Annotated in this window: 18 protein-coding genes; 9 read left to right on the top strand and 9 right to left on the bottom strand. The window is 63.1% G+C overall.

Features of this window, described 5'->3' with window-relative positions; all coding sequences use genetic code 11:
• Nucleotides 1-23: 23 nt before the first annotated feature.
• From ACSMXM_RS11320 to flgB, 3 genes are read right to left on the bottom strand one after another with little or no spacing between them, the layout of a single operon-like run.
• Nucleotides 24-683: a flagellar hook assembly protein FlgD gene (locus ACSMXM_RS11320; RefSeq protein WP_460316164.1), complete on the bottom strand. Its 660-nt coding sequence runs from the start codon at nucleotides 681-683 to the stop codon at nucleotides 24-26.
• Between the two features lie 2 nt (nucleotides 684-685).
• On the bottom strand, nucleotides 686-1,084 hold the full coding sequence (gene flgC, locus ACSMXM_RS11315) for a flagellar basal body rod protein FlgC (RefSeq protein ID WP_460316421.1): 399 nt from the start codon (nucleotides 1,082-1,084) through the stop codon (nucleotides 686-688).
• Nucleotides 1,085-1,092: 8 nt separating this feature from the next.
• Nucleotides 1,093-1,473, bottom strand: a complete 381-nt coding sequence (flgB, locus tag ACSMXM_RS11310; RefSeq protein WP_460316163.1) for a flagellar basal body rod protein FlgB — start codon at nucleotides 1,471-1,473, stop codon at nucleotides 1,093-1,095.
• 254 nt (nucleotides 1,474-1,727) lie between these two features.
• Here flgB and flgA point away from each other — a divergent pair, with 254 nt between their 5' ends.
• Genes flgA through ACSMXM_RS11295 form a run of 3 tightly spaced genes read left to right on the top strand, consistent with a single transcriptional unit; the run spans nucleotide 1,728 to nucleotide 3,121 of the window.
• Nucleotides 1,728-2,426: a flagellar basal body P-ring formation chaperone FlgA gene (gene flgA, locus ACSMXM_RS11305; RefSeq protein WP_460316162.1), complete on the top strand. Its 699-nt coding sequence runs from the start codon at nucleotides 1,728-1,730 to the stop codon at nucleotides 2,424-2,426.
• 58 nt (nucleotides 2,427-2,484) lie between these two features.
• Complete coding sequence (gene flgM, locus ACSMXM_RS11300) at nucleotides 2,485-2,769, top strand: flagellar biosynthesis anti-sigma factor FlgM (RefSeq protein WP_460316160.1); 285 nt, start codon at nucleotides 2,485-2,487, stop codon at nucleotides 2,767-2,769.
• Nucleotides 2,762-3,121, top strand: coding sequence for a hypothetical protein (locus tag ACSMXM_RS11295; protein WP_460316158.1), 360 nt, complete (start codon nucleotides 2,762-2,764; stop codon nucleotides 3,119-3,121). The genes flgM and ACSMXM_RS11295 overlap by 8 nt, the downstream gene beginning before the upstream one ends.
• Nucleotides 3,122-3,127: 6 nt before the next feature.
• Here ACSMXM_RS11295 and ACSMXM_RS11290 read toward each other — a convergent pair whose 3' ends face one another.
• On the bottom strand, nucleotides 3,128-4,405 hold the full coding sequence (locus tag ACSMXM_RS11290) for a TetR/AcrR family transcriptional regulator (protein WP_460316156.1): 1,278 nt from the start codon (nucleotides 4,403-4,405) through the stop codon (nucleotides 3,128-3,130).
• 89 nt (nucleotides 4,406-4,494) lie between these two features.
• Here ACSMXM_RS11290 and ACSMXM_RS11285 point away from each other — a divergent pair, with 89 nt between their 5' ends.
• The 5 genes from ACSMXM_RS11285 (at nucleotide 4,495) to ACSMXM_RS11265 (ending at nucleotide 13,044) form a co-directional block, all read left to right on the top strand.
• Nucleotides 4,495-6,924 (top strand): sulfatase-like hydrolase/transferase, encoded by a 2,430-nt coding sequence (locus ACSMXM_RS11285; protein WP_460316154.1) that lies wholly within the window; start codon nucleotides 4,495-4,497, stop codon nucleotides 6,922-6,924.
• Between the two features lie 4 nt (nucleotides 6,925-6,928).
• Entirely contained in the window at nucleotides 6,929-9,265 is a 2,337-nt protein-coding gene (locus ACSMXM_RS11280; RefSeq protein WP_460316152.1) for a TonB-dependent receptor, read from the top strand.
• Between the two features lie 136 nt (nucleotides 9,266-9,401).
• Nucleotides 9,402-10,214 carry a transglycosylase SLT domain-containing protein gene (locus ACSMXM_RS11275; RefSeq protein WP_460316150.1) on the top strand — a complete coding sequence of 271 codons (813 nt, stop codon included), beginning with the start codon at nucleotides 9,402-9,404 and terminating at the stop codon, nucleotides 10,212-10,214.
• Complete coding sequence (flhA, locus tag ACSMXM_RS11270; protein ID WP_460316149.1) at nucleotides 10,211-12,307, top strand: flagellar biosynthesis protein FlhA; 2,097 nt, start codon at nucleotides 10,211-10,213, stop codon at nucleotides 12,305-12,307. Before ACSMXM_RS11275 ends, flhA begins: the two co-directional genes overlap by 4 nt.
• Entirely contained in the window at nucleotides 12,304-13,044 is a 741-nt protein-coding gene (locus ACSMXM_RS11265) for a FliA/WhiG family RNA polymerase sigma factor (RefSeq protein WP_460316147.1), read from the top strand. The genes flhA and ACSMXM_RS11265 overlap by 4 nt, the downstream gene beginning before the upstream one ends.
• Nucleotides 13,045-13,415: 371 nt before the next feature.
• Here the strand turns inward: ACSMXM_RS11265 and ACSMXM_RS11260 are convergent, their stop codons facing one another.
• The 3 genes from ACSMXM_RS11260 to ACSMXM_RS11250 are packed head-to-tail and all read right to left on the bottom strand — an operon-like array spanning nucleotide 13,416 to nucleotide 17,922.
• A complete protein-coding gene (locus ACSMXM_RS11260) occupies nucleotides 13,416-14,957 on the bottom strand; it encodes an indolepyruvate oxidoreductase subunit beta family protein (protein WP_460316146.1) in 1,542 nt (513 codons plus the stop codon).
• Nucleotides 14,957-17,119, bottom strand: coding sequence for a thiamine pyrophosphate-dependent enzyme (locus ACSMXM_RS11255; protein ID WP_460316145.1), 2,163 nt, complete (start codon nucleotides 17,117-17,119; stop codon nucleotides 14,957-14,959). Before ACSMXM_RS11255 ends, ACSMXM_RS11260 begins: the two co-directional genes overlap by 1 nt.
• Nucleotides 17,120-17,133: 14 nt before the next feature.
• A complete protein-coding gene (locus tag ACSMXM_RS11250; RefSeq protein ID WP_460316143.1) occupies nucleotides 17,134-17,922 on the bottom strand; it encodes a cyclase family protein in 789 nt (262 codons plus the stop codon).
• 86 nt (nucleotides 17,923-18,008) lie between these two features.
• Between ACSMXM_RS11250 and ACSMXM_RS11245 the strand changes: the two genes are divergently transcribed.
• The gene (locus ACSMXM_RS11245) at nucleotides 18,009-18,473 is read left to right on the top strand and encodes a MarR family winged helix-turn-helix transcriptional regulator (RefSeq protein WP_460316141.1); all 465 of its coding nucleotides are present in this window, start codon (nucleotides 18,009-18,011) and stop codon (nucleotides 18,471-18,473) included.
• Between the two features lie 18 nt (nucleotides 18,474-18,491).
• On the opposite strand, the gene ACSMXM_RS11240 is transcribed toward ACSMXM_RS11245, so the two are convergent.
• Together ACSMXM_RS11240 and ACSMXM_RS11235 are read right to left on the bottom strand one after the other, a co-directional pair.
• Nucleotides 18,492-18,899, bottom strand: a complete 408-nt coding sequence (locus ACSMXM_RS11240) for a RidA family protein (RefSeq protein WP_460316140.1) — start codon at nucleotides 18,897-18,899, stop codon at nucleotides 18,492-18,494.
• A gap of 21 nt (nucleotides 18,900-18,920) precedes the next feature.
• Nucleotides 18,921-19,397, bottom strand: coding sequence for a VOC family protein (locus ACSMXM_RS11235; protein ID WP_460316138.1), 477 nt, complete (start codon nucleotides 19,395-19,397; stop codon nucleotides 18,921-18,923).
• Between the last annotated feature and the right edge of the window lie 53 nt (nucleotides 19,398-19,450).

Genomic DNA, 19,450 nt, shown 5'->3' with positions numbered 1-19,450 from the left:
GAAATTCAGGCTTTGATCGGAATTCAGGAAAGCTGCGCGAGCGCGCCTGGCGGGACGCGACCCATCCCCTCGATCACCAGGCGGGCTTCGCCGCTGCCGCTGATCGAGACGGAGGTCACTTCGCCCTTGATAAAGGCGGAGGCGGAACTGGACTGGCCCGCGCGAATGGCTTCGGCGGAAAACAGGAAGGGTCCGTCGCCGGCGGGATCGCCGGCAGACGTCTTGCCATCCCATTGAAATGCCGTGGTGCCCGGCTGCTGCGCGCCAAGGGGCAGCGATCGAACGGTGTCGCCGTTCGCGTCGACGACGTGAACGAACATCGCCTCGGCGGCGCTCGAAACCTCGACCGTGCCGGCCACCCCATCCTCGCCCGGGGTCACGGGATAGCCGCCGACCATCGCGGTACGGCCAATATAGCCTGCCGCCTCGGACAGCCGGTTCTGGCCGACCTCCTCTCGCAGGGAATTGATTTCGGCTTTCAGCTCGGCAACGCCCGTCGAGGTGGATATCTGCGCCATCTGGGCGACGAATTGTTCGTTGCTCATGGGATCGAGCGGGCTTTGATTGGTCAACTGCGTGGTCAGCAGGCGCAGAAAGTCGTTCTGGCCCAGACTTTGCCCGCTCGCGCTTGCCGTCGTCGTGGCGGCTCTGTTGTCGGACGTCGTAATGGGGCTCAGGGCCATGATCAGCTGCCCATCCGGAAGGTATTCAGCATCAGCGACTTCGCGGTTCGCAGCACCTCCACATTGTTCTGATAGTGGCGCGACGCCTCCAGCATATCGACGAGTTCTGCCTGGGTATCGACCGCAGCGGCATATACGAAGCCGTTCTCGTCCGCCTGCGGATGGCCGGGTTCGTAGCGCTGTTCAGGCGTCGCCTCGACGGAAACGATGCGCTCGACATCGACGGTAGAGCGGGCGTCGCTTGCCCGGTCCAGCGTTGCGGAAAACACCGCCTTGCGGGCGCGATATGCCTCTTCCGCACTACCGGACACCGTACCGGCATTGGCCATGTTACTGGCCGTGGTATTCAGCCGTACCAGCTGCGCGCCCATGGCGCGGCCGGAAATATCGAAGATGCTCATTCCCATCTTCATTCTCCCTTTATGGCGGACATCAGCGTACCGATGCGGCCGTTCAGCACGCTCAGCGTCGCTTCGTAGCGAACAGCGTTTTCGGAAAAGGCGACCTGCTCGCTGGCAAGTTCGACAGTATTGCCGTCCAGCGACGATTGCTGCGGCACGCGATAGCCGGCCTGCGCCGATGCGCCGCCGATCGGCCCCAGATGCGAAGCGTTCGAACGCTGCAGTGAGGCGCCCTGCGCATCCTTTAGCGCAGACGCGAAATCGATATCGCGCGCCTTGTAATTCGGCGTCGCGACGTTCGCGATGTTGGAGGCGATCAGGTCCATGCGCTGTGCACGCGCCTTTAGCGCCGTGGCGCTGACGCCCAGATAATTGTCGAGTACGCCCATCGTCTGCCCTCCTTTCCGCAAATCGTCCGAAGGGGGCTAAGCAACCCCTGTGCCAGAAGATGCAAGCCACGGGATTCTTAAGAAAGTTAGCCAGGCGGCGGGTGTCCGCCATTTTTCTGACGGCGACACGGACACGCGCCCGACGGTTTTTCGCCGCATGTCAGTTGAAGCCGTCCTGTTGCCCTCGGGCGGGCAAGATCTGGCATCGATCCTGCAGGAATACCGGGGATAGTTAGAATGCGGAGTCCCGGAATATGTTGCCGCGGTTGAAATTGACGATCATCGCTCTCGTACTGGGGGGCGGCCTGCATGCCCTGCCGGTTCGCGCGGCGTTCGTGCCAACCGCGGACATAGATCACACCGTCGCAGAGTTTCTGACGCAGCAGGGCCTGTCCGTTCGCGCGCGGCCGGTCGACCCACGCCTGAAGCTGGGCGCCTGTAAAACGCCGCTCGACATCGCGCCCCAAGATACCAACCGCAGCCTTTCCGTGCGCTGTAACGATGCCGATGGCTGGCGTATCTTCGTGCCATTAATGGAGGCCGCTCCCGCACTTGCCGCGCCGGACGCGCCGCGCCCCCTGGTGGTCGCATTGAAAACCTCCTTGCCCAGGGGGGCGTTGGTGACCGCCAAGGACGTCGACCTGATCCCCGCGCCGTCCGCCATTAACAGCGGCATGCTGCGCGAAGCCGAAGCAGCCATCGGCCATAAGCTTCTGCGCTCCGTCAACGCTGGTACACCGCTGAAACTGACGATGCTGGAACGCGCGCCAGCCGTGCGAAGGGGCGATCGCGTGGTACTTCGCGCAAGTGGCAAGGGCTTCAGTGTCCAGGTCGAAGGCATCGCCAAAGAGGACGGCGCCGAGGGGGACAGGGTAACGGCAGTCAACCTGAGCTCAGGGGAAAAGCTGGCCGGTCGCATCGATTCCGACGGCGCGCTTTTAATTTCCTTTTAATCTTCCGCTGCGAAGGTCGTTCTAGGAGTAGAACCAACTCCTCGGAGGATCATCCGTGATGAATAAATTGACCGCGCCCGTGATTGCCCCGACCCGCCTGACAGGGTCTGCGGCCGAATCGCGCGCCAAGCCTGCGGCCGATACGCCAGTGTCGACGGCGGCCCGGCCCCAACCAGCCAGCGACGTCGACCTGTCGGCCACGGCCGCGCAGGCCTTCAGCGCAGATGCGCCGGTAGACCGCAGCCGTATCGACGCGATTCGAACCGCAATCGCAGAGGGCCGCTATCCGGTGGACCCGCAGGCAATTGCGCGCAGCATGGTTGCGTTCGAGTTCGGTGAGTAAGGTTCCGGCCTCCGACCTCGATGCACGCCTCGATACTTTTTCCTCGGCGCTGGATGATCTGATCGCGGCAATCCGGGGCGGCGATATCGTTCGCGTGGAAAAGGCGCTGGACGGGCACGACGCGGCATTGCAGGCGCTGGAGGGCTGTTCCGGCCGTCAGGCCCCGGCGACGCGTGAGCGGATACGCGCGTTGCAGACCAGACTGGAGGAAGCCGCACGTTTGGCACGAATCGCGGAACGGCTGACCGCCCGCCGTCTCAGCGCGATGGCGGGAGAGCGGCAGCCTGGCTCCTACACCGCCAGCGGCGGCCCCGGCGGCGCATCCCAGCCCCGGCTGCAGCTGAACGCCTGACCAGGATCAGAAGCGCCCAAGCGATGTGCCAGAGACATCGCGGCGCAGGCAAAGGCGTACCACATCCCGCGCATGCGTCATGGCGTCGTCCGGATCCCATAGTGCCTCGTCGGTCAGACGCCGATTGCCCCGCCGCGCAAGCAGCAGGAACTGGCTTGCAGCGACAACTGGATCGACAAGGTACAGCTGGCCGGCATCGCGCTGCGCCAGAAAGTAATTGCCCAGATCGATTTCTTCCTGAGCCGTCAGCCGCCGCCAGGCCGTCTGCACGGATTCCTCGTGATTCGGCGCAGCCGTAACGAGCAGTCGCGCCAAGCGCACATATTCCTTCCCTGAATAGATACGGTCCTGCTGATAGGCGATGGCGAGCAGGGTGGACGCGACATCCTCCTCAAATGCCAAGGCGGGCCTGCCGCTCTCCAAATCGGTTACGATACGATGCAGCGCGGCGCCGAACAGGGCGTCCTTGCTGCGATAGCGCCGGTAAATGGTCATTTTCGCGATGCCCGTCGCCGACGCGATCTGTTCCACGCTGGTTCCCGAGAAGCCATTATCGGCGAAGCGATCGAAGGCCAGCCGCAGCATCGCGTCCCAGCGGCTGGCATTTGTGCGTCCGCTGCTGTCCTGTTCGGGCGCCTCCGCCGGGGCGTCCCATCCGGGCGCGGGATCCCGGCTGAGGGGAGCAGGCGCGCTCCAGCCAGAAGCGAACAGGTGCACCAGTGAATCGAACCGCACCTGGCGCTCCGCCTCGCTGCAATCCCTTCCCAGCAGGGATTCGATGCCCCCCGCCGCCAGCACACCGAACCAGTTCGCTGCCCTCCGCGCATCGAGCGGCGGAAATCCTGCCCGTTTCTGAAGCGTTTCGATCAGGGCGAGCATGGGCGGGGTATCGACACGCAGGCTGTGCAGGCTCGCCGACATTTCCGGGAATGTCGACGCAGCCTCGATATTGGCGCGATAGAAGCCCAGATTTGCAGGCTCTCGCATGCTTTTGTCGACCCAGCGGGCAAATTGCAGCAACGTCTGTTCCAGCCGGTCCGCGTCGACTGCGGGCATGTCAGGCGCGCTTGCGCGGGCGACGGTCGCCTTCATCACCGCACGAAACAGATCATCCTTCGACGCGAAGGAGGCATAGATGGTCTGCTTGCTGACCGCAGCCTTCCGCGCGATCTGATCCACCCGCGCGCCTGCCAGACCGTGGCGCAGAATCTGGTCCCGCGCCGCCGCCAATATTCGTTCGATCACGCGCTCTTCGTCATCCGGGGCGCTGGCAGGGTCTGACATGCGGGTGCTGTGGCCGATCCGAATTCCATTTGCAACGTTTTGAACGATACCGTATCGTACACAAAAATAACTATCGGGGAGGCTATGTTTTGGCAAAGATTATTGCAGCCATAATTGTGTCCTGCGCATTTATCGGCACCTCAGTGGTGGGACAGGACGCGCATGTGGGGCACGATTCGGGTGAGGTCGTGTTGCCCCAGGCGTCGCCGCCGTTTGAGGGGACCATCGGCACGACATTCGCCGATTCCACGCCCGCCTTCCAAAGCCCGGTCCAGGCGCCGCAGGATGCTCCCAACGTCCTTTTGGTACTGACCGACGATGTCGGATTTTCAGCGGCCAGCACATTTGGCGGACCCGTCCCCACTCCCGCGCTGGACCGTCTGGCGAACCAAGGCCTGCGCTACACCCGCTTCCACACGACGGCGATGTGCTCGCCCACCCGGGCAGCGCTGCTGACAGGCCGCAATCACCATGCCGTGGGCACGGGAATCGTCACCGACACGGCCAGTGGCTATCCCGGCTATTGGGCGGTGATTCCACGCTCTGCGGCCACGGCTGCAGAGGTCCTGCGCCTCAACGGGTACAACACTGCGTTTTTCGGCAAGCATCATAATGTGCCGCAGGGCAGCGAGGACCCCACCGAAGGGCCGTTCGACCTGTGGCCGACAGGGCTGGGGTTTGAATATTTCTATGGCTTTATCGGTGGCGACACCGATCAATGGACACCGAAACTCTATCGCGGCACCAATCCCGCCGCACCGCATGAGATGCACACGACGCTGGACCACTATCTGGCGCAGGATCTGATCCACTGGATTCACAATCAGGATGCCGCGGCACCCGACAAGCCCTTTTTCGCCTATTTCGCGCCGGGCAGCGCCCATGCGCCGCACCAGGCGCCCGCCGAATGGATCGACAGGTTCAAGGGTCGATTCGATGATGGTTGGGACCAATTGCGGGAGGAAAGCCTTGCCCGTCAAAAGGCTGCCGGCATCGTCCCGGCAGATACGGAGAACACCCCGCGACCAGACGGGATTCCTGCCTGGGACGACCTCAGCGATGACGAGAGACGTGCCTATGCGCGGATGATGGAAGTGTTCGCCGGCATGCTCGCCTATCAGGACGATCAGATCGGCAATGTGCTTACCGAGCTGGAGCGAATGGGCGAGCTGGACAATACGCTCGTCATCTTCGTTGAGGGGGACAATGGCGCAAGCCCGGAGGGCGACGTCACCGGCTCGATGAACGAGCTTGGAACGCTCGCCAACGGCATGCAGGAAGATACTGGCTGGCTTCTCTCGCAAATGGACGAGATGGGCGGTCCCAACAGCTATCAGGTGTTTCCCGTCGGTTGGGCCTGGGGCACCAATGCGCCGTTCCAGTGGACGAAGCAGGTCGGCTCTCATTTAGGTGGCACACGAAATGGCGTTGTCATCTCATGGCCGGAGCGGATCAAGGACGCAGGCGGCATTCGCACCCAATTCGCGCATGTGAACGACGTGATGCCGACCATTCTTGAGGCAGCGGGCATATCCGCACCCGACATTGTGCATGGCGTCCGACAGCAGAAGATCGACGGCAAGAGCCTGGTTTACAGCTTCGATTCAGCCGAAGCGCCGGAACAGCATGTGCGGCAATATTTCGAGATGCTGGGCAATCGCGCAATTTATGATCAGGGTTGGATGGCCAGCACGACGCCCGGTCGTCTGCCATGGAAATCCGGCGGGTCGAAGGGCCTGCCGACGGATTACCCGTGGGAGCTCTATAATCTGAACGAAGACTTCTCTCAGGCAAATGACCTGGCTGAGGAATATCCCGAACGGCTGGCAGAGATGAAGGCTCTGTGGGATAGAGAGGCACGGGCGAACAATGTCTATCCGCTGGATGATCGGCAGGGGACAGAGCGGGCGAATTCGGGTGCCCGGTCGGCAGCACCCCGGCGAAACAGCTATGTCTATTGGGGCGACAGGATCAGCGTGGCGCAGACAAACGCGCCGCCGATCAATTTCAGCTCGTTCACCGCGACCGCCGAGATCACCGTACCGGATGAAGGCGCCACGGGAGCATTGATCGCATCCGGCAGCCAGTTCGCCGGCTGGAGCTTTCACTTCGATGGAGAGGGTCGTCCGGTCGTGATGCACCTCGCCTCGCAAAAGCCGGAGGACCGCTTCGTCGTCTCCGCAAATGAAGCCGTGTCACCCGGGCCACATCGCATGACCTATGACTACACGCTCGACGGGCGCCCCGGTCAGGGCGGCGTCCTCACCATAGCTGTTGATGGCCGACAGGTGGCGAGCGGGCGGATAGACCGCACCGCCTTCATCGCGGCGGGTCTGGGCGAAACCTTCGACATTGGCCGCGATACCGGCGCCAAAGTGATGCCGGATGCTGGCGACAACATGTTCGATGGCCAGATCGCGCGGATCGAGTTCGTATCGCGCCAGGCTGCGCCAGGATCAACCACGAAAAACGAATCCAGTAACACGACCACGGTCTTGAAGACCGAAAATGGGGGATGAACCAATGAAAAGCATGAAAGCAGCCTCTGGCATCACGATCGCGATGTTGATGGGCGGCACGGCCGCGCTCGCGCAGACCCAGGCCGAAACGGTGCCGTCACCCACAAACGACAGCGTCGGCCTGCAGGAAATCGTCGTAACGGCTCAAAAGCGCGCGGAAAATCTACAGGATACGCCACTGGCGGTCAGCGCCATAACCGCCGATGCACTAGAGGCGCGGCGCATTGTGGACGTTAGCGATATTACGTCGTCGGCACCGAACCTGACCACCACGACCACCCCTTCGTCCACCAATAATATCGCCGTCCATATTCGTGGTATCGGCGAGGCCGATCCCGTTCTGACGATCGATTCCCCGGTCAGCCTTTATGTCGACGGTGTCGTGATCGGCCGTACTGCGGGCGCTGTGTTCGACCTGGTCGATCTGGAGCGGGTGGAGGTGCTTCGCGGGCCACAGGGCACGCTCTACGGCCGTAACACGACGGGCGGCGCAGTAAATTTCATTACCGCCAAACCGGCCGACGATTTTAAGGCGTCACAGATTCTCAGTGCGGGCAATTTCGGTTATTTCCAGTCGCGTACCAGCGTCGATACCGGCGAACTCGGCACCAGCGGCCTGCGCTTCAAGATTTCCTATCTGCACAAGCAGCGCGACGGCTATGCAGATGACCTGAACCAACCCGATTCCCGCGATCCCGGGGCCAGAAATGTCGATGCCGTTCGGGTTGCCGCCCGTTATGACAAGGATGGTCCGTTGCGGGTCGACTATGCGTTCGATTTCAACGACAGCCGAAGCTCCTCCATTCCCTTCCAGCTTGCGGCGGTGCGACCGGACATCGCCGATTATCTGTCAAATTCGGAGGCGCTAGGCGGCAATCCGCTGGTCGTGTCACGGGATCGCCTCGATACACTGCGTCTGGATCAGGGCACGATCGAGGATGAGGTACAGGGGCACACACTTGGCGTCGAATTCGACTTCAGCCCATCGATCATGCTGCGCTCGCTGACAGGCTATCGCCGCTGGAACAACTCGGTTGCGCGCACCGATCTCGACGGCAATGACGGCCTGCTCGGCTTTACGGTAAGCCCCGTCGTTCTGGCGCCGCCCAACACATTCATCCCGACGGGCGTTCAGGAAATTGAGCTGTTTGCGGCGCGCAACGACCGCCATCAGGACCAGTTTTCGCAGGAACTCAACCTGATCGGCGACATCGGCGACAGCCTGGAGTTCGTACTCGGCGCTTTCTACTTTGAAGAGAACGCGACCGAGAACAATCCGCAAGAATTGACAATCGTGCTCGGTTCGCCGGCACCAATACCGCTGGGGCCGGGCATCACCACGAACCAGTTCGGCGTCCCGCTGGCGCCGGGCCTGGATTATGATCACCGATCTGAATCTCGCGCTGTGTTCGGTCAGGTAACCTGGCACGCCACCGACCGGCTGGGGATCACCGGCGGCGTCCGTTATACGGAGGACAAGAAGGAGCTGGACCAGCGCACATCGCAGGCCCGGCAACTGGAGGCCAGCTTCGATCAGGTGAACTGGGCGGCGAGCATCGATTACGACATCACCGACGATATCCTCGCCTATGCACGGGTCGCGACCGGCTACAAGGCGGGCGGTTTCAATCCGCGTTCCGTCGGTGGCAGTTTCGAACCCGAGAAACTGATCTCCTACGAGGCGGGACTGAAAACAGAGCTTTTCGACCGGCGGCTTCGTCTGAACCTGACCGGCTTCCATTCCGAATATGACGATCTGCAGGTCAGCCAGTTCCTGGCGGGCAGCGGCGGCGCATCCAGCCTGACCGTTAATGCGGGCAAGTCCACCTATACGGGCATCGAAGCAGAAATCGTCGCCCAGCCGCTTCCTGGCCTGGAGATCAACGCCAATGGCGGCTATGTCGACCGTGAATTCAAGGAGTTCATCATCCGCGACGCAGCGACGAACCAGTTGATCGATGTCGCCGACGAGGCCCGCTTTCATTATTCCGCCAGCACGACGGCCAATGCGGGCGTCCAGTACACCCACCTTCTCGACTTCGGTGAGTTGCTTGCCCGGCTGGACTATACTTATCGCAGCCGCATCTACTTTCACCCGCTCGACCGCCTGAATCCGTTTAACCCCCAGATCAGCGACGGCCCGGTCGGACGCTTCGATGCCCGCCTCGGCGTGTCTGAAATCGACTTGGGGCGCTCCCTTCTGACCGTGGCGCTGTGGGGCAAGAACATCACCGACGAGGATTATCTGGCGTCTGCGATCGACTTCGGCTCGCTGGGTTTTGCAGGCATCATCTATGCGGAACCGCGCACCTACGGTGTCGACCTTCGCCTGGACTTCTGAGTGAGTTCCCCGGCGGTGGCCTGTCGGAGGAGGCCCTGCCGGGGATGATCGAGAACGCCGTGCGGCCGAGGGCGTCCCTCGCGCACTGACTGGCACACTCCTTGCTTCATCCCGAAGCAAGGAGATCATTTGGCCAATGACCGTCAATAATTTGTCGCTTGCCGGCCTGCGTCCGGACATCGCCTCGGCGATCCGCGACGCCAGTGCGCAGACCGGCATCGACGCCGAATTTCTGACGCGGCAGGCGCAGGTCGAAAGCAATTTCAACCCGCATGCAAAGGCGGCAACGTCCAGTGCGACGGGACTGTACCAGTTCATCGACCAGACCTGGCTGGAAACGGTTCGCAAGCATGGCAATGAACATGGGCTGGGCTGGGCTGCGGACCGGATCGAGCGCACGCCCGGGGGGCGCTATAGCGCCGGCAATGCCGAGGCCGATATATTGGCGCTGCGTACCCAGCCCGCCGCCGCAGCCGCCATGGCGGCGGCCTTTGCCGCCGACAATCGCGACCACCTGGAATCCCAATTGGGGCGCGAGGTCGACAGCACCGACCTCTACATGGCGCACTTTCTGGGCGCCGCAGGCGCCGCCGCCTTTCTGAAGGCGAAGGACGAGCAGCCGAACCAGCCCGCCGCCAATATTCTGCCCGCCGCCGCAAGGGCCAACCGCTCGGTTTTCTTCGCGGCATCCGGCACGCCAAGGAGCTTGAGCGAAATTCACCAGCGCTTTGCCCGCAAGTTCGACGAGCGCGGCACCGCCGCCATGCCGACGAGGATGGCGTCGGCCAGCGCGCCAAAGACAGCCGAGGCGGACGCGCTCAGCTCCACCCGCCGCTGGATCGCCGCCAGGGCGAATGGCACCGCCGATATATCCGCCCAGCAGATCACGCCAACGACGGCACGCCTGCTTTATCTGTCGCTGACCAGCACCGGTAGTGAAGCGATATGAGCGGGCGATTTTCGCTGAAGACACTTTCCGGCGCATCCGGAACGGCGGTGATGCCGGCGCTGATCCTGGTGCTGATCGCGCTGCTGGTGGTGCCGGTGCCGGCGGCGCTGCTGGACATATTCTTCATCCTCAACATTCTCGTATCGCTTTTGGTGCTGATGCTGTCGCTTGGTGCGGGGCGACCGCTGGAATTCTCTTCCTTCCCCACGGTCCTGTTGTTCGCGACGCTCCTGCGCCTTGCGCTCAACGTCGCTTCGACCCGCGTCGTTCTGGTGTCGGGGCATGAGGGGCCGCATGCGGCGGGACAGGTCATCCAGGCATTTGGCAGCTTCATCATCGCCGGCAATTACGTCGTCGGCCTGTTTGTCTTTGCCATTCTGGTCATCATCAACCTGGTGGTAATCACCAAGGGCGCGGGCCGCGTTTCGGAGGTGAGCGCGCGGTTCACGCTGGACGCCCTGCCCGGCAAGCAGATGGCCATCGACGCCGATCTGGCGGCCGGCCTTTTGAATTCGGACGAGGCAAAGGCGCGCCGGCAAGAGGTCGCAACCGAGGCGGATTTCTATGGTGCCATGGATGGCGCCTCCAAATTCGTGAAGGGAGATGCCGTCGCCGGTCTGCTGGTATTGGCGATCAATATCTTCGGCGGCCTGATCCTGGGCATGACGCAGCACGGGCTGAGCTTTGGCGATGCCGCATCGACCTATATTACCCTGTCCATCGGCGACGGGCTGGTGGCGCAGATCCCGTCCCTGCTGCTGTCCATCGCGGCGGCGGCGATCGTCACGCGGGTCAGTTCGGCCGATACGCTGTCGGATCAGGTGTCCTCGCAATTTTCCCATGCCCGGGCCTGGATGCCCGTCGCGGTGATCCTGGGCATATTGGGCTTTGTCCCCGGCATGCCCCACATCCTGTTGTTCGCCTTTGCCGGCATATCCGGCTATATCGCCTGGCGCCTGATGCAGGCGAAAAATGCCCCCACGGAGGTGGAAGCCGCCCCGGCGGAGGGCGCGCAGCCGAGCGCCACCACGCTCGACTGGGACGATATTATCGATCACACGCAATTGACGCTGGAGATCGGCTTTGGCCTGATCGACCTGGTGGGCGAGAGCAAGGGATCGCCGCTGACGTCCCGCATCACCGGAATCCGCAGGCAGGTGTCGCAGCGGCTGGGTTTCCTGATCCCGCAATGCCGCATCCGCGACAGCCTGGATCTGGGCGCGGACGGCTATAACATCGTTCTGGGCAGCGAATTGCTGGCGAGCGGCACGGTGCGCAATGGCAAGCTGCTGGCGCTCGATTCCGGCAATGTGCTCGGCACCTGTGAGGGCGAGGATACGCTGGACCCGGCATTCGGTCTGCCCGCCAAGTGGATCGACGCCGGCGCGCGGGAGCAGGCGCTGGCCTGCGGCTATACCGTGGTCGACGTCAGCACGGTGATCGCGACGCATTTGTCGCGGGTGATCGGTTCCAATGCACACCGCCTGTTCGGACAGGAAGAGGCCAGCCGCATGGTCGACGCGCTGGCCGAAAGCGCGCCGAAGCTGGCCGAAAATCTGATGCCCGGCACCGTTTCGCTGCAACAGCTGACGGCGATATTGCAGCGCCTGTTGATGGAGGATGTCAGCATCCGCGATTTCCGGCGCATGGCGGAGGCGATCTGCGCCGCGGGCGTGCAGACGCAGAACCCCGCGCAGCTGACCGAGCATGTCCGGCGCGCTCTCGGCCCGCTGATCGTGCAGAGCGTCGCGGGGCCATCGGAAACGCTGAACGTCGTCACGTTCGGCGCGCCGGTCGAACGCCTGCTGAGCGATTGTATCGGCGCCGACCCCGAAGCGGGGCACCGGGCCATTGAGCCGGGCCTGGCGCAGCAGATCATCGCGTCGATCAGCACCACGGCACAGGAACTGGCGGCGCGGGACAGCAGCTTTGCTGTTGTCACCAGCCCCCGGCTGCGCAGCCCCATTTTCATGCTGTTGCAGCATCATCTGCCCGACATTGTCGTCCTGTCGTTCGACGAAGTGCCGGAGGACAAGGCGATCAATGTGGTGAGCGTGATCGAGCCGGCGCTGGAATCGGGAGACGTTAAATGAGAACGGCACGACGGACCGCAGCGCACGCCTATGGCTATGCCGACATGCCCGGCGAGGGAATGACGCCGCAGGACCTGATCGCCGCGCACATCCCCACCGCACGGCGGGTCGCCTGGCACATTCACGGCAAGGCGCCCGGCACGATCGAGCCGGAAGAGCTGGTGCAAATGGCGATGGTCGCCCTGATCGAGGCGGCCAACAGGCATCAGGGCGATCCGACAACGTTCGGCGGCTATGCCGTCATGCGCATACGCGGCGCCCTGCTGGACGAAATGCGCCGCCGCGCCACGATGACGCGCGGCGCCCTGCGGCGGCGGCGCGAGCTGATCAATGTTCGCGACGGACTGGCGTCGGAACTGGGCCGTAACCCGACGGACGAGGAGGTCGCCGGGCGCATGGATCTGGACATCGGCGAATATGCGACGCTGTGCGACGAGGTCATGGGCATCCAGTACCAGTCAATCGACGAGGTCTATTCCGACCATTCCATGCTGTTCGCAGACGACGAGACCAGCGCCTTCGACCGCGCCGCAAAGGATGAAATCCGCCAGCGCCTGGCGACGGAGATCGGCGCGCTGCCCGCGCGGGAGGCACTGGTCCTGCAGCTATATTTCGTCGAGGAACTGAACCTGGCGGAGATCGCCGCGACGCTGGACGTGACGGCGGCGCGCGTGTGCCAGATCAAGGCGGATGCGTTCAAGAAACTGCGTACGCGCCTTACCGATTTGAACGACTGAGCGGCCGGCAGCGCGAACCGGACAGGGGGCAAACCGGACAAAACGCACACTCAGCGCGCATGTGCGCGCGCGCGTACGCGAGGACGCGTGTGCAGAGGCGCGCCCAATGGGCGATCGCCCGGCGGCGGGTGGCGGCTGACGATGAGAGAGAGCGAAGCGCGGAGAATCCGATTCGAAATCCTATTTCGCAAGCAATGCCGCCGCATCGCATGACGATTTATCCTGCACTGTGGCCACGGGGATACGGATCTGTCCGGTTCGGTGTCCGGTTCGTGCGACAGGCGCTGTGCGGTTCCAATTAGGTGCGCGGGGAGGCCAGCGGCCGACACAGACCGCAGTGCCGGTGTCCCAAAATTGCGCGCCGCCCCTGTTCAGGAGGCGAGGAGGGCGGGTTCGGTGACCGGTGACTGTCGCGCCTGGTTGATCAGTTCGCGTAATTTATCACCGTCCTCGTCGGCCAGCGCGGCCTCCCTCAATTCGGCTAGCCAGTCGGCGGCGGCGCGGTCGGAAGGCCGCACATCAAGGCCCGCCATGACGGCGGCATAGTTCCTCAAGCCACGGTCGAACGTGTCGCCATAGCCCTTTATCAGGCGCTGGCACTTGACGATTTCCTCTGCGAGGGCGCGATCATTTGCAGCGGCCCGGCGAACCGCGTCCAGCCACGCCTCCATCCGTTCCTGCTCCTCCCGATAGCGCAGCGAGCGCGGACGCATGGGACGCAGGCGGGAGAGGAAGAACAGCGCCCCGTACCAGCGAATACTGGTCGTTTCGACGTGGCGACCCTTTTTAAAGAACGGCGACAAAAGCCGCGTCAGCGTGGGACTGTTGGCGATGCGGCCACCGATCCCGGCGGGCAGCGTGTCGCAGATTTCCTGCAAACGGGGGTGCATGAATTCGGTGACGCGAAGCAGTTGCGCGTCCTCTACCTGCACCTCGCCCTTGACGCGCGCGAGGCGGCTTTCGCGGACCTTCAGATCGGCGACGCGGATCGTATCCTCATAGCTCATCCAGAGCGCGAGATGGCGCGCAGCCTCCGCCGTCAGCGTGAAGGGCGCGGCGTCGAGGGCAGCAATGCTGTCCAGGCGGTCGAGATAGAGGGTCGCATAGCGCGCATCCTGATAATCCATCAGCCGCTGGACGCCGTGCATGGCATGGTCGTGCGCACGGGGCGGCAGGTCGGCGGTAATGCGCGCCGCCAATTTCCGGCCGGTCTCGCTTTCCGGGACGGGCACGTCGGAGACGGATTCGACCGGCAGGGCGGCCTCTGCCTTCGCCGCCTGAAACCCCTCCTCAAACCCCTTGAGATTGCTGTCGACGGCGATGCCGCTGGCGCGGATCGCAGCCTCGAAGGATTCACGCGGAAAGGGCAGCGCGCCGCTGCCCGCAAGGGCACCGAACATGACAGCGCTGATGACACTGCCGGCGCGCGTCGCGGCGGCATCCATGTCGAAGCCGATGAAGCGCTTTGACCGCTCCGCCGCCGCCGCCATGATGCGTTCGCTGCTGCCGCGGCCATCGCCCAAACGCGATTTTTCGGAAATGGCGTAGATGCGGTTGGTGGAACCGATCAGCGTCGTGCGTCCAGCGGTTGAAAATCCGCGCAGGACGGCACGGCCCGCCTCCATCAATTCCGATGCGACGACGACATCGACATCGCCCGGCACGGGCATAAGGGCCATGACGGGACGCTGCCCCTCTGCCGCGCGTGCCAGTTCGACGTAATAGACCGTCGATCCGGTCCGCTGCGCCACGCCCGGTACCGATGTCCCCTGCGCCAGCCAGCCATGTTCGCGCGCGACCGTCTGCACCCAGTCGGCCAGCACGCCGCCGCCCTGTCCGCCGAGCGCGAGGATCGCGACGCTGAGCCGCTGTGGCGGCGTCGTTTCGTCAGTCGGGGTACCCTGATCCTGCATCAGAATGCCCGCGCGGCGCGTGCGCGCGCGTCCCAGGATTGCAGGAAGCCGATGACGGAGGTGCGAACATTGTGAAAGAAGCGCTCCATGCGTCCGGGATTGCTGACCAACGATGCGCGATAGAAGCTGGGGCAGAGAACGGCGGCGTGGCTGACCTCTCCGCACAGGCCGCAGCCGACGCAGCTATTGTCGACATGTGCCACAGGATCCTGGCGCAGGGGATCCGGGTTCTTCTTGATGGAAAGCGACGGACAGCCCGATAGCCGGATGCAGCTATGATCGCCGGTGCAGGTATCCGGGTCGACGCCGAAGCGTTCCCGCACCACGCGCTTGCCATCCTTCAATGCCTGGCGGCGAATGGGTTTTTCGCGCCGCTCCCGATTCAGCATGCATTCCGAGCTGGCGATGATGACCTTTGGTCCCTTTTCGGGGGTGGTCAGCGCCTCCTTCAACGTGTCGCGCATACCGGCCACGTCATAGGTGCGGTCGATCGATCGCACCCAGTCGGCGCCGACGCCGCGAACCGCCTTTTCAATGGGATTTTTCGTCGAACGCACCTTGTTGAGCGCGCGGGACGACAGAATGTCCTGTCCGCCGGTGGCCGCCGAATAGCCATTGTCGACGATCATCGTGACCGTGTCGTCCTTGTTGAAGACGGCATTGCCGATGCCCGACGTAAGGCCATTATGCCAGAAGCCGCCGTCGCCCATGATCGCGATGGCGCGCTTTCCGCCACTGCTGCCCTTTCCCTTGCCCGACGAGCTGAACGCCGATGCGCCGGCACTGCCAAGGCCATAGCCCATGGTCGTATTGCCGATGTTGAAGGGGGGCAGGATCGAAAACAGGTGACAGCCAATGTCCGCCGAAACGTGCGACGGGCCCAGCTCTCGCTCCACCAGCTTCATGGCGGTGAAGATGGGTCGTTCCGGGCAGCCGGTGCAGAAACCGGCGGGACGGCCCGGGATCTCGCTGGCCGTTTCACCCGGCAGGGGATCGGGGATTGCCGGCGGCGGCGCGAGGGACGATCCCTGTTGCCGCAGGAAGGCGCCGACGCCTTCGCGAATGACCTGCGTGCTATATTCACCGGCGCGCGGCAGAATATCCTTGCCGACAATGCGCGTCTGAAGATCAGCACGGCGCACGAGCGTGTTCAGCTCATGTTCGATAAATTCGGGCTGCCCCTCCTCCAGCACGAGGACGGCGGTCTTGCCGGTGCAGAATTCGCGCACCTCCTCCGGAATCAGAGGATAGGTGACGTTCATGCAGTAAATCGGCAGCGAACAGCCGCCCGACGCGTCGGCCAGGCCGATCAGTTCGAGCGCGCGGTTGAGATTATTGTAAAGTCCGCCCTGCACGATGATGCCGATATCGCCATTATCCTCGTCGCCCTGAGGACCAAACCATTCGTTGAGGCGGTTATCGCGCACATAGGCGATGGCTGCGGGCCAGCGTTTTTCGACCTTTTCCACCTCGTGCAGGAAATTGGCGGGCGGCAGCACGATACGGTCCGTATCCCGCTGAGGATTGGCGGCGGCATCAGCAACCGTAAAGGCAGGCCGCACATTATCCTTTGCGGTGAAGGTGCCGGTCATGTGGCAAGAGCGGACGCGCATTTCCAGCATGACGGGCGTGTTCGACGCCTCCGACAGTTCGAAGCCGCGCTCTACCATGTCGACGATGCTGGTCAGATTGGGACGCGGATCGAGCAGCCACATTTGCGATTTCATTGCAAAGGCGTGGGTACGCTCCTGCATGATGGAGGAGCCTTCGCCATAATCCTCGCCCACGATGATCAGCGCGCCGCCGCGAACGCCGCCCGAAGCGACGTTGGACAGCGCATCGGAGGCGACGTTCGTGCCGACCACCGACTTCCACGCGACCGCGCCGCGCAAGGGGTAATTGACCGAGGCGGCGAGCATGGCACCGGCCGCCGCCTCCGAAGCGCTCGCCTCGAAGTGCACATCGAGGCTTTCAAGGAGGTCGTTCGCGTCCGCGAAAACGTCCATCAAATGGCTGATCGGCGAGCCCTGATAGCCGCCGACATAGGCCACGCCCGATTGCAGCAGCGCCTTTGTGACGGCGAGGATGCCCTCGCCCTCAAATTCGGCGCCGTGTCCGACTTCGAGCTTCTTTACCTCACGCTTGAACGACCGCTCTGCCATGAATCAGCCCGCCATCAATCCGCGACGAGCGCGAGAACGCGCAAGGGGCTGCCGGAACCGCCCTGAATCTTTAGGGGCGGGGCGACGATCACCGCGCCGGTGGGCGGCAGCTGATCGAGATTTTCCAGGCACTGCAGGCCATAGCGACCCGCACCGTGGAACAGCGTGTGGGCGGGATAGGGCGGATCGAGAAGATGCGCCTGCCCCGCGTCCGTGCCGATGGTTTCGACACCGAAGCCCAGAACGCGCCGGTCGTCGACCAGCATCTTCACCGCCGCAACGGAGGGACCCGGCGTGTGCGCGCCCTGCTCGTCACGATTGGTATAGGCATCGACATCGCGTTTCGACCAGTCGGTGCGCATCAGGACCCAGCACCCCTCTGGAATGCGGCCATGTTCAGCCTCCCACGCCTCAAGATGGGGGACATCGAGCAGGAAATCGGCATCGGCCGCGCTTTCCTTAGAACAGTCGATGACGACCGCAGGCGCGACGAAATCCTTTACCGGCAATTCGTCCACTGCATTGCCATCGAGATCCTTGCCGCTGACCCAGTGGATCGGCGCATCGAAATGCGTGCCGGTATGCTCGCTGACGGTGAAATTGTTCCAGTACCAGGCGGCGCCGCGTTCGTCGTAGCGCGAAATTTCCTCTCGCGAGAAACCGGCGCACTGCTCGAATTCGTCCGGCAGCACCAGAGTCGGCGTATCCTCCGACAATATTTGCGTCAGGTCCACGACCCGGATTGCGCCCGAGGCGATGCCCGCCGCGCAATTTGCCAGCATGGTGGCAGTTTCATTCCCCATTGCGTCCTCCTCCATATCCCCGGAAAGGGAGCAAAAGCGTAACAAAGATTACTTGCATATGCAAGTAAACCGGAGGGAATGGCGATATGGCGGAGGACTTGCGGAAACTGGGGGACCCGGGATCGGCGGATTTCCATGTGGAGGCCTATCCCTTCTACCTCCTGAACCGCACCGCCAGCCGGTACAATGCAGCGATCGAAACCGAATTGCGCAGCATCGGCATCGACATTCCGACATGGCGCGTGCTGATGGTGCTGGGCGAAGAATCGCCCCGGCCAGTGGCGAAGGTCGGCCGAGCGGCCGTCATCAAATTATCCACCCTGATGCGAATCGCCGAACGCATGGCACGGGCAGGCCTGATCACCACGGAACGCGACGAGATGGACAGGCGCGTCACCCAATTGGCCCTGACGACCGAGGGAGAGGAAAAGCTGATGGCCGCGCGGGCCGTCACCGCCCCCTTTTACAAGAAGCTGATACGCGGCTTTTCAGAACGTGATTTCGCACGCCTGCTGCAATTGATGAACCGGCTGTACGACAATCTGGCGTGAGGGTGCGGGACCCGGCGCCTAATCCTTCAGCGCGGCGGTCGCCTCTATCTCTACCAGGAAATCCGGCAGGGCGAGCGCCTGAACACCGACGACGGTGTTGGAGGCGGGTTCGACGTCACCATAGAAATTGGCCAGCTCGCCCGACACGATGCCCAGCTTTTCCGGATTATGATTGACGATATAGGTGCGCAGGCGAAGGATCTGGTCCACGCCGGAGCCGGCCTCCTGCAACACGATCTTCAGATTGGCGAGCGCCTGGCGCGCCTGCTCCGCCAGGTCGGCGCCGCCGACGACCTGATAATCCTTGTCCCAGGCAACCTGACCGGACAGGTGCACGGTGCCGCTGCGCGTATCGACGACCGCATGGGAAAATCCATATTTGACGCTGTCGTAAAGGGCAGGCGGATTGATATGGCGAACGCTCATCAGGATGATCCTTTTTCCGGCTTAATCGACGATTTCGAGTTGGTGGCCCCAGGGGTCCTGCAGATAGACATTGGTCTTGCCCGCAAGCGGCCCCTCGCTGATTTCGATGGGGTCCATCGCGGTGCAGCCATTGGCGGTCAGGTAGGTGACGGCGGCGGTCACATCATTGACGCGCAGGCCCAGATGATGGCCGCCCGCATCGCAATTGCGCGGCAAATCCGTGCGGCGATCCTGCGGCTTGTCATATTGTGCCAGTTGCAGGTTCAGGGTTTCGGTCAGACGCAGCATGATGAGGCTGAGCTTTGCGCCCGCGACATTCACATGCGACGCCATCCAGTCGCGGCCATCCGCGCCGTTCGGCATATCGGCGGCATCCATCGGACCCATGCGAAACAGCTCCGTAGCGCCGAAAACATCCATGTAGAATTTCGCGACGGCATCGGCGTCGGCGACGGTCCAGGATACGTGATCGGCATGAAAAACGGGGCGTTCGGACATGATCGCTCTCCTCCCTGAGATTGAGCGGAAAGACTAGCCGCCGACGGCGATGC

It is taken from the genome of Pacificimonas sp. ICDLI1SI03, assembly GCF_054740865.1.
This window is presented reverse-complemented; position numbering and strand designations above follow the sequence as displayed.

Excerpts from the sequence above, each read along its gene's own strand:
- ACSMXM_RS11320 (WP_460316164.1), bottom strand. The coding sequence starts at position 683 with ATGGCCCTGAGCCCCATTACGACGTCCGACAACAGAGCCGCCACGACG.
- flgC (WP_460316421.1), bottom strand. The coding sequence starts at position 1,084 with ATGAGCATCTTCGATATTTCCGGCCGCGCCATGGGCGCGCAGCTGGTA.
- flgB (WP_460316163.1), bottom strand. The coding sequence starts at position 1,473 with ATGGGCGTACTCGACAATTATCTGGGCGTCAGCGCCACGGCGCTAAAG.
- flgA (WP_460316162.1), top strand. The coding sequence starts at position 1,728 with ATGTTGCCGCGGTTGAAATTGACGATCATCGCTCTCGTACTGGGGGGC.
- flgM (WP_460316160.1), top strand. The coding sequence starts at position 2,485 with ATGAATAAATTGACCGCGCCCGTGATTGCCCCGACCCGCCTGACAGGG.
- ACSMXM_RS11290 (WP_460316156.1), bottom strand. The coding sequence starts at position 4,405 with ATGTCAGACCCTGCCAGCGCCCCGGATGACGAAGAGCGCGTGATCGAA.
- ACSMXM_RS11280 (WP_460316152.1), top strand. The coding sequence starts at position 6,929 with ATGAAAAGCATGAAAGCAGCCTCTGGCATCACGATCGCGATGTTGATG.
- ACSMXM_RS11275 (WP_460316150.1), top strand. The coding sequence starts at position 9,402 with ATGACCGTCAATAATTTGTCGCTTGCCGGCCTGCGTCCGGACATCGCC.
- flhA (WP_460316149.1), top strand. The coding sequence starts at position 10,211 with ATGAGCGGGCGATTTTCGCTGAAGACACTTTCCGGCGCATCCGGAACG.
- ACSMXM_RS11265 (WP_460316147.1), top strand. The coding sequence starts at position 12,304 with ATGAGAACGGCACGACGGACCGCAGCGCACGCCTATGGCTATGCCGAC.
- ACSMXM_RS11260 (WP_460316146.1), bottom strand. The coding sequence starts at position 14,957 with ATGCAGGATCAGGGTACCCCGACTGACGAAACGACGCCGCCACAGCGG.
- ACSMXM_RS11255 (WP_460316145.1), bottom strand. The coding sequence starts at position 17,119 with ATGGCAGAGCGGTCGTTCAAGCGTGAGGTAAAGAAGCTCGAAGTCGGA.
- ACSMXM_RS11250 (WP_460316143.1), bottom strand. The coding sequence starts at position 17,922 with ATGGGGAATGAAACTGCCACCATGCTGGCAAATTGCGCGGCGGGCATC.
- ACSMXM_RS11245 (WP_460316141.1), top strand. The coding sequence starts at position 18,009 with ATGGCGGAGGACTTGCGGAAACTGGGGGACCCGGGATCGGCGGATTTC.
- ACSMXM_RS11240 (WP_460316140.1), bottom strand. The coding sequence starts at position 18,899 with ATGAGCGTTCGCCATATCAATCCGCCTGCCCTTTACGACAGCGTCAAA.
- ACSMXM_RS11235 (WP_460316138.1), bottom strand. The coding sequence starts at position 19,397 with ATGTCCGAACGCCCCGTTTTTCATGCCGATCACGTATCCTGGACCGTC.